Origin of the sequence: uncultured Enorma sp., assembly GCA_905210055.1 — a bacterium.
Taxonomy (GTDB): domain Bacteria; phylum Actinomycetota; class Coriobacteriia; order Coriobacteriales; family Coriobacteriaceae; genus Enorma.
The window spans coordinates 1-7548 of record CAJLVH010000095.1 but is presented as its reverse complement, the minus strand read 5'-3'; the positions used below and the strand labels follow the sequence as shown (position 1 = coordinate 7548).

The window sequence follows — 7548 nt, the reverse complement described above, 5'->3', positions numbered from 1 at the left end:
TCCCCTGCCCCGCCTCAATCGCAAGGCTCGTGCCCGACAGCTTTGAAAGTGCCGCGTCGGCTATGTGGAGCTCGCCCGTCACATGGAACAGCTTGCCGGTCGTACCAGCGGAGATGCCCTCGACGTCACCGATATAGAGGTTCGCTCCATCGCCCATCCAGATGGGGTAATCCACGCTCCCGCCGTTGAACGTGCCGCCGTCGACGGCAAGGTCGCCATAAGACGTCACCTTCGTGAAGGTACCGCCGGTGATATCGAGCCCACAGGACAGGTTCACCGAACTGTTGCCGCTGTAGATGGTGTTGAACGTGCCGCCGTTGATGTAGACATGGTCGTCCGCGCTCGAGCTTGCGGCATGCTGCACCACCGAATCGCGCAGGCCGGAGATGGTGCCGGAATCGCTTAGGTTGAGATACACTGCGCGCTCGCCGGTTGCAGAGCTGTTATCGGGGTTACCCACGATGATGGCGTGCCCACGCCAGCTCTCGTCCTTGAACCCATCCGTGGAGCCGTTATCGCGGTTCACGAGCACCGATGTGTTGCCGTTGGCGATCAGCGTGCCGTCTTCGACCCGAATCATGTTCATTGGGGTCGTGCTGCCGATGAACGGCTTCTTCTGCCAAGCCTGGAGCTTGACATCTTCGAGCACGAGCGTCGCGCCGTCCGTGACGATGAAGCCGCAGCGACGCAGATCGGCGAAGCCCTGAGTGCCGTCCGCCGCCTTGATCACCACGTTGTGATCGACCGTGTAGTACTGGTTGTTCAAGGTGTTGCCGCTGTACTCGCCAATCGCCGTCGAGTAGTCGCCGGGCAGGATGATCGTTCCCACCTCGGGATTGGAGATGGCCTCTTTGAAGGCCTCGCGGCGTTGACCCTCGTCATCATTCTGGCCGTCGTAATAGATGCCGGTCGAGAGGTCGACGGTCTCCTTGCCCGCGATGTCCTGATAGACCTCAACGAGCTGCTCGAGCTGCTCGAGCTGCTCGAGCTTGGAGAGATTGCTCACCTGCTCCTTATCGGCTTCCTCGAGCGCTTCGTACGCGGCGCGCGCCTCTTCGATGGCTTGCTGCGCAGCGAGAATGTCCTCGGAACCCGCATCGGGATCCGGCAGCTTCTCGATCAAGCGCATGACTTCCTCGGCAGGCGTGAGGTTATCATCCTTCGCGATGGCAAAGGAATCGATGAGCGCGCTCGTGTTGGACGAGGCGTCATAGGCATAGCTCTGCCAGAAGAGCGCGTCGCCCTCGATCTTGAGCGTCGACCAAACAGGTTGGTATCCCTGCCAGGACACCTCGCACGGCAGGTCGTTCTCCACGATATCGTAGTACTTGGAACCCGAAGTCGACGGGATCACGAACGTGGTGCCCGATGGGTTCACGAGCGCTTGGTACTCGTTGCCTTCGCTATCCACGGCGGTCGTCGTGGTCGCTTCGACCTCGGCGCCGTTCGAAAGCGCCGGCGTACGCATGTAGGTGTGATCATGGCCAGAGAGTACGAGGTCGATGTCGTACTGCGTACAGAAGGTATTGAGCCAGCCGCGCAGCGCGACAACATCGGCGTCATTCTGGTGAGATCCCTTGGAGTAGGGCGCCTTGTGGGTGATGAGAACCTTCCACGTCGTCTCGGCGGAGTCGGCCACGCCGGCAGCCCATTCACGCTGCGCCTGGCCCACCGCGCTATCACCGTCGTTCGTATTGAGCACGATATAGGTCACGTCGCCATATACGAACGAGTAGTAGATGCCCGTCGAGGTGTCTTGTTCGGGGATGTCGACGTTGTAGTGCGCAGCCACGGCGTTCTCAAGCGCGTCGTCGTCCTGGCGCGCCTCATGGTTGCCAGCAACCGGCATGGTCGCCACCGCCATGGAGGCGTCCGTGTTCATAAGCCAGTTCCAATAGTTCTCGTTGGCGCCATCGTCCACCATATCGCCCAGGTGGATGGCGAACGCCTCGTCGACGGTGCTCTCCTCTGCCTCGGCAAGCACCTGCTCGTACGCATCGTAATCTGCCTGCGAAGCGCCCTGCGAGTCTGCCACCACGATAGCCGTATAGCCTTCATCGGCATCCTCGGCATCGCCGTCGACGAACACCGGCTCCGTCCAGAACCCGCGCCCGGCATCGCCAACACGGTAGTAGAAATCGCCCGCGGGCACCTCGACCGTCGCGGTGTGGCGGTTCTCCTGCACAATCTCGTAGTTCGTGATGAGAATGAGATTGAGCGTCACCTTGGCCTTGTTGGCAACCTGCGTGGCACCGCTCGCGGAGGTCACGCCCTCTCCGCCGGCTTCCATAACGGTCGCCGCGTCATCGGCGCTCTCGATGCCCTCGGCCGAGACGACCTGGACATCAGACCCTTCGATATCCGTCGAGGTATACCAGCTGAAGTTGCGAGAGTGTGCCTCGCCGTCCGCATCGAGCGACATGCTCACCTGACTCGGCAAGGCTCCGTTTTCTTGCGTGGGGTTGGCCTCGGGGTTCATGCTCGCCTCGAGTACGACCGCCTCGCCGTCCACAACGTCGTCGAGGCCGTCACCGTCTGCGGCGAACCCGCTCACCATAGCGTTCACGAGCCCGCCGATCTGGTTATACACACTTGCCGTGAGATACTGGTCGATGAGCCCTTGGAGCACGCCGCCCTCACCCGTGAGGTCGAGCCCGAACTTGTCGAGCACCTGCGCAATGCTCGGATTGCTGCCCGCGCCGATAACCGCCTCGATCGCGGTGCTCCACAGGACGTTCCGTCCGAAGAGCGTGTCGAGGTTGATGTGCGTGTTGGCGAGCACTTCATCGATGAGCGGGAAGAGCACCTCGCTCAGCACCTGCTCCACCTTGCGCTGCAAGATGGGGCTCGACGCGAGGTTCTCGAGCGCCTCCTGCATCTCCGCGGACATCGGCTCTGCATCTTCGCCCGAATTATGGCGCTGGAACATATCCTGAAGCAGTTGGCGCAGGGTATAGCACCTGCCCGAGGTGTCGACGGGGTTCTCGGGGTTCAGCAGGTTCACGTCACCCACGTTCTCCAGGAGTGCGGAAATCTCCTGCTCTAAGCGACCGTTCGCGATATAGTTCGCCTCAATCTGGTCGAGGACGCTTTGCACCTCGGTCTGGATGTCCTCGGAACGCACGGTGTAGCTGCTCAGAACCCCCGCAAGGCCACTCGTGGGGTTCAGGTGGACACCTGCCGTATCGTAGGAAACTTCGATGACCCCGATCGATCCGCCTAGATCGAGCGTGAGGGGCTCGCCCAAGACGCTCGGGAGCAAGCTGTTGAAGAGCAGGTCGTAGAGGTCGATGCCCGCAATGTTTTGGAGCGCGCCGGGGATATCCACGAGCTGGTCGAGGTAGCGCGCCGCATAGCGCATGACGAGGCGCGTGATGAAGGACTCACCGGTTTCCGCGGGTTCGCGATCGCCGTACATGGCGTTACGCTCGTACTCTTGCACATCCACGGGCTCGGTATCGACGAGCTCCCCGTTGGGCGCGTCGAGCTTCTGGTTCATGGGTGCCTGCTTCACGCTGACGCTCTGCAGGCTCAGGGAGATCTCGCCCGCCTCGGTGGTGGTCACGTCCGCCAGGCGATACGGCGAGGGGTAGGCGCACAGGCCTCCCGTCTCCATATCGTAGATGGTGTTTCCCGCCGCGGTGGTGTAGCTCGCCACGTCGTTCTCGTGCATGTGGCCAGAGAACACGTAGTGGATGCCCGCGTCGGCGAGCTCCGTGGCGATGATGTTGGAGTTGTCCTTGGCAGTCCCCTCGCCGCTCTGGACGTCGATGCGATCGGTGATGAATTCGGTTTCCGCCGTGGTCTGGTGGTTGAGCACCGGGTGGTGTACGCCGGCGATGATGGTGTAGCCCTCTTCGGTAAGCTTCGCGGCCTCGAACTTCACCCAGGCGCGCAGCTCGTCCGACATCATACCGCCACCGCTACCGGCAGCCTTGCCCTGGCCGTTGAAGTGTAGACCTCGGTGTCGATCATCAAGAAGGCCACTCCGGCATTCGTGCGCGCCACATAGGAGAGGCCGCCCTGGCAATCTGCGACCTCGCCGTTACTCACAGGCTTGTAGTAATCGATGCTCTCGATGGCGCCATTGGAAGCGGCCTTCGTGGCCTCCTCGTCGTAGCCCATAGTCGCGTAGATCTCGCGGAACTCTGCCTCGGTGGTGTAGAGCTCGCCCGTTCCGTTGTCGCGTACCTGCGTGTCGTCTTGGAATGTCATGGCGCTGTCGTTGTAGAGGTCGTGGTTGCCCGGGATTACGAGCACCGCAACGCCGGCATCCTGTAGACGCGCCATCTGTTCGGCAAAACCCTCGTGGCTCGCCTGCTCGCCCTCACTCGAGAGGTCGCCCGTAACGAGCAGCACGCTCGGAAGATTGCCCTCTGCAATCATCTGGTCGGCCGCCGCCGTGGTAAGCGCCTCGTTCTCGCCCATGAGGCGCAGGTCGCCCGAGGTTTGATTCTGGTAGGCTTCGGCGCGCGTCCCCTGATACTCAGCTGGGAAGTAGTGCGGATCGCTCATTACGCCGAAGGTGAAGCCGTCGACCGGCTGCAAGGACACATCGCCCGCAGCCCGAGCTGAAGCCGGATACACCGCGGAAAGCGTGGCAACGACGAGTGCAAGCACAACCGCAAGGCGCGCGCCTCCTCTACCCGCAACCACCCGAAGCCGCCGCAGCACAGCCTTGATACCAGACACCGCCATGATGCTCCCCTCTATCGCGCCGCCAGCGCGAGTCAGCATGAATCGGAACTAGGATAGGAGTGCAGCATCAGAACGGTTTCAGGTTGCCGTAAGCCATCGTCATGGTTTAGTAAGGACGCAGATCACCTGCATGCGAGGTGACCCAATTAGGGACAGGTGCATTTTGGGACATCCGACGCCCGCGCACGATGTCCCAAAATGCACCTGTCCCTAATTGGGTCAACCTCTGCAAACGCTTTGGTTGCTCGCCTTACTTCTTCACCAGGCCGGCGCGGACGGCGGCCTTCTTGCGATCGGTCGCGTTCAGGATGCGCTTGCGCAGGCGGATGTTCTTCGGCGTGACCTCGACAAGCTCGTCGTCGGTGATGTACTCGAGCGCCTCTTCGAGCGTGAACGTGCGCGGCGGCGTGAGCTGCACGGCGATGTCCGCCGTCGAGGAACGCTGGTTGCCCAGGTTCTTTGTGCGCGCGATGTTCACCACCATGTCGCCCGGCTTGCTGCGCTCGCCCACGATCATGCCTTCGTAGCACTCGGTACCCGGCTCAACGAAAAGCTGACCGCGCTCCTGCAGCGTGCCGAGGGCGTAGGCGACGGCCTTCTCGGTCGTCATGGAGATCATGGCGCCATTGTTGCGGCCGCCGAGCTCGCCTGCATAGGGACCGTACTCGAGGAACGTATGGTAGAACACGGCTTCGCCATGGCTCACGTTCAGAATGCGGTTCTTAAGGCCCATGACGCCGCGCGTGGGGATGCGAAACTCCATGTGCGTCACCGTGGTACCGGTGTGCATGCTCACCATGGTGCCGCCAGCGTTGCCGAACACCTCGATGACCTTGCCTGAGTACTCCTCTGGGCACTCCACCACGGCCTGCTCGACGGGCTCGAGCTTGTTGCCGTGCTCGTCGGTCTTGATGAGCACGCGCGGGCGACCCACCTGGAACTCGAAGCCCTCGCGGCGCATGGTCTCCATGAGCACGGAAAGGTGCAAGATGCCGCGACCAGAGACCTCGACGCCGCTCTTATCCTCGAGCTCCTCGATGCGCATGGTCACGTTGTTCTCGCCCTCGCGCTCGAGGCGCTCCTTAAGCTGACGCGCACCTACGATGTCGCCGTCGCGACCAACGAGCGGCGAGGTCGAGGCTTCGAATACGACGGAAAGCGTAGGCGGATCGATCTCGATGGGGTCGAGACGCACCGGGTTCTCCGGATCGGTGTACACATCGCCGATGTCCGTGCGCTCGATACCCACCACAGCGGCGATGTCACCCGCCTGCACCTCCTGGCACTCCGTGCGACCGAGGTAGTCGAAGGTGAAGAGCTGCTTCACGGTCGCCGTAGAGCTGGAACCGTCGTTTTTCACCACGAGGATCGTGTCGCCGTCGTGAATCGTGCCTGAGAACACGCGACCGATACCGATGCGTCCCACGTAGCTGGAATGATCGATGGTCATGCACTGCATGGCGAGCGGCGCCGTCTCGTCAACCTCGGGCGCGGGCATCTCGTGCACGATCATGTCGAGCAGCGGGTACATGTTGTCGCCGTCGGCAGCCGGATCGAGGCGCGCGTAGCCGTTCACCGCGCTCGCGTACACCACATGCTCCATGGCGAAGTCGAGCTGCTCGTCGGTAGCGCCAAGATCGGCCATGAGGTCAAGGCAGTCGTTGTAGGCGCGATCGGGGTCGGCACCCGGGCGGTCGATCTTGTTCAGCACGATCATGATCTTGAGGCCGGTGTCGATGGCGTGGCGCAACACGAAGCGCGTCTGGGGCATGGGGCCTTCGAATGCGTCGACGAGCAAGAGGGCACCGTCGGCCATCTTGAGCACGCGCTCCACCTCGCCGCCGAAGTCGGCGTGGCCGGGGGTGTCGATGATATTAATCTTCACGCCCTTGTACTCGATGGAGCAGTTCTTGGCGAGGATCGTGATGCCGCGCTCGCGCTCCTGGTCGTTCGAGTCGAGCACGCGGTCCTCGACCTGCTGGTTGGCGCGGAACGCGTCCGTCGCGCGCAGCAGTTTGTCTACGAGCGTAGTTTTACCATGGTCGACATGGGCGATGATGGCGATGTTCCTCAGGTTCTCGACGCGCATTGGTGCTCCTTTGCACAACGAATGAAAAAACGCTAGCAGTGTTCGGCAAACTAGCAGATTATATCGCTAAACGGCAGCCCTGCGAGCGCAACGTGCCATCGATAACCACGGCACCCATAAACTTTCTACCGAGTCCCATTTTGGCAGCCAGGCAAGCGGCACCGGCCCGCGCAAATACCGCAGCTAAATGAGCGGCGGCTCTTCCCCGGCGGGCTCGGGGTCACTCCACGCGAACTGTTCTTCATCGCCCGCGCCCTCGAAGAGCACATATGCCGAATATCCCGTAGGAGCCCCGTCCTCATCGTGGAGCCCGCACTCATAGAAGCTCACGAGCACGGCATCTTGATACCGGCTCTCGAGTCGTACGGCTCCCGCATAGGCAATGGCGTAGCGCTCGATGGCACCCAACCCCTCTTCGCGGTTGCCGCGTGCGTTATCGCGGATGAATGCTTGCGCCGCCTCGAGACAGGCTTCCTCGCCGTCTTCGGTGAACGCGGCATCGATACGTCCCGACCCGGCATCTTCGGCACACGCGAGCACGCCCGGGTCGCGCCCTTCAGCAAGCTCGTCGAGCATGTAGCCAATCAGGTCGCAAACCATCTCGTCGAGTTCGGGCGACACCGCGCCGGCGTTCACTTCGTTCGCATGTGCAGCCATAGTTGGCCTCCTTAAACCGTATACGCTGCGAGTATACCAGCGCGCTCTGGTCGCGTCACTTTGGGGACGGGTACGTTTGTGTCGAAAACGACACAAACGTACCC

Annotated in this window: 4 protein-coding genes; all 4 read right to left on the bottom strand. The window is 62.0% G+C overall.

All coding sequences use genetic code 11. The features are described 5' to 3' along the window. The coding region (locus QZ079_RS06705) for a metallophosphoesterase (RefSeq protein WP_297036750.1) at nucleotides 1-3913 on the bottom strand (3913 nt) is incomplete at its 3' end. Beyond that, entirely contained in the window at nucleotides 3910-4698 is a 789-nt protein-coding gene (locus tag QZ079_RS06700) for a metallophosphoesterase (RefSeq protein ID WP_297036747.1), read from the bottom strand. The genes QZ079_RS06705 and QZ079_RS06700, both read right to left, overlap by 4 nt. Nucleotides 4699-4948: 250 nt before the next feature. Beyond that, nucleotides 4949-6787, bottom strand: a complete 1839-nt coding sequence (typA, locus tag QZ079_RS06695; RefSeq protein ID WP_297036744.1) for a translational GTPase TypA — start codon at nucleotides 6785-6787, stop codon at nucleotides 4949-4951. 183 nt (nucleotides 6788-6970) lie between these two features. Then, a complete protein-coding gene (locus tag QZ079_RS06690; RefSeq protein ID WP_297036741.1) occupies nucleotides 6971-7444 on the bottom strand; it encodes a hypothetical protein in 474 nt (157 codons plus the stop codon). Nucleotides 7445-7548: the final 104 nt, after the last annotated feature.

Coding starts and splice junctions, on each gene's coding strand:
- typA (WP_297036744.1), bottom strand. CDS start 6,787: ATGCGCGTCGAGAACCTGAGGAACATCGCCATCATCGCCCATGTCGAC.
- QZ079_RS06690 (WP_297036741.1), bottom strand. CDS start 7,444: ATGGCTGCACATGCGAACGAAGTGAACGCCGGCGCGGTGTCGCCCGAA.
- QZ079_RS06700 (WP_297036747.1), bottom strand. CDS start 4,698: ATGGCGGTGTCTGGTATCAAGGCTGTGCTGCGGCGGCTTCGGGTGGTT.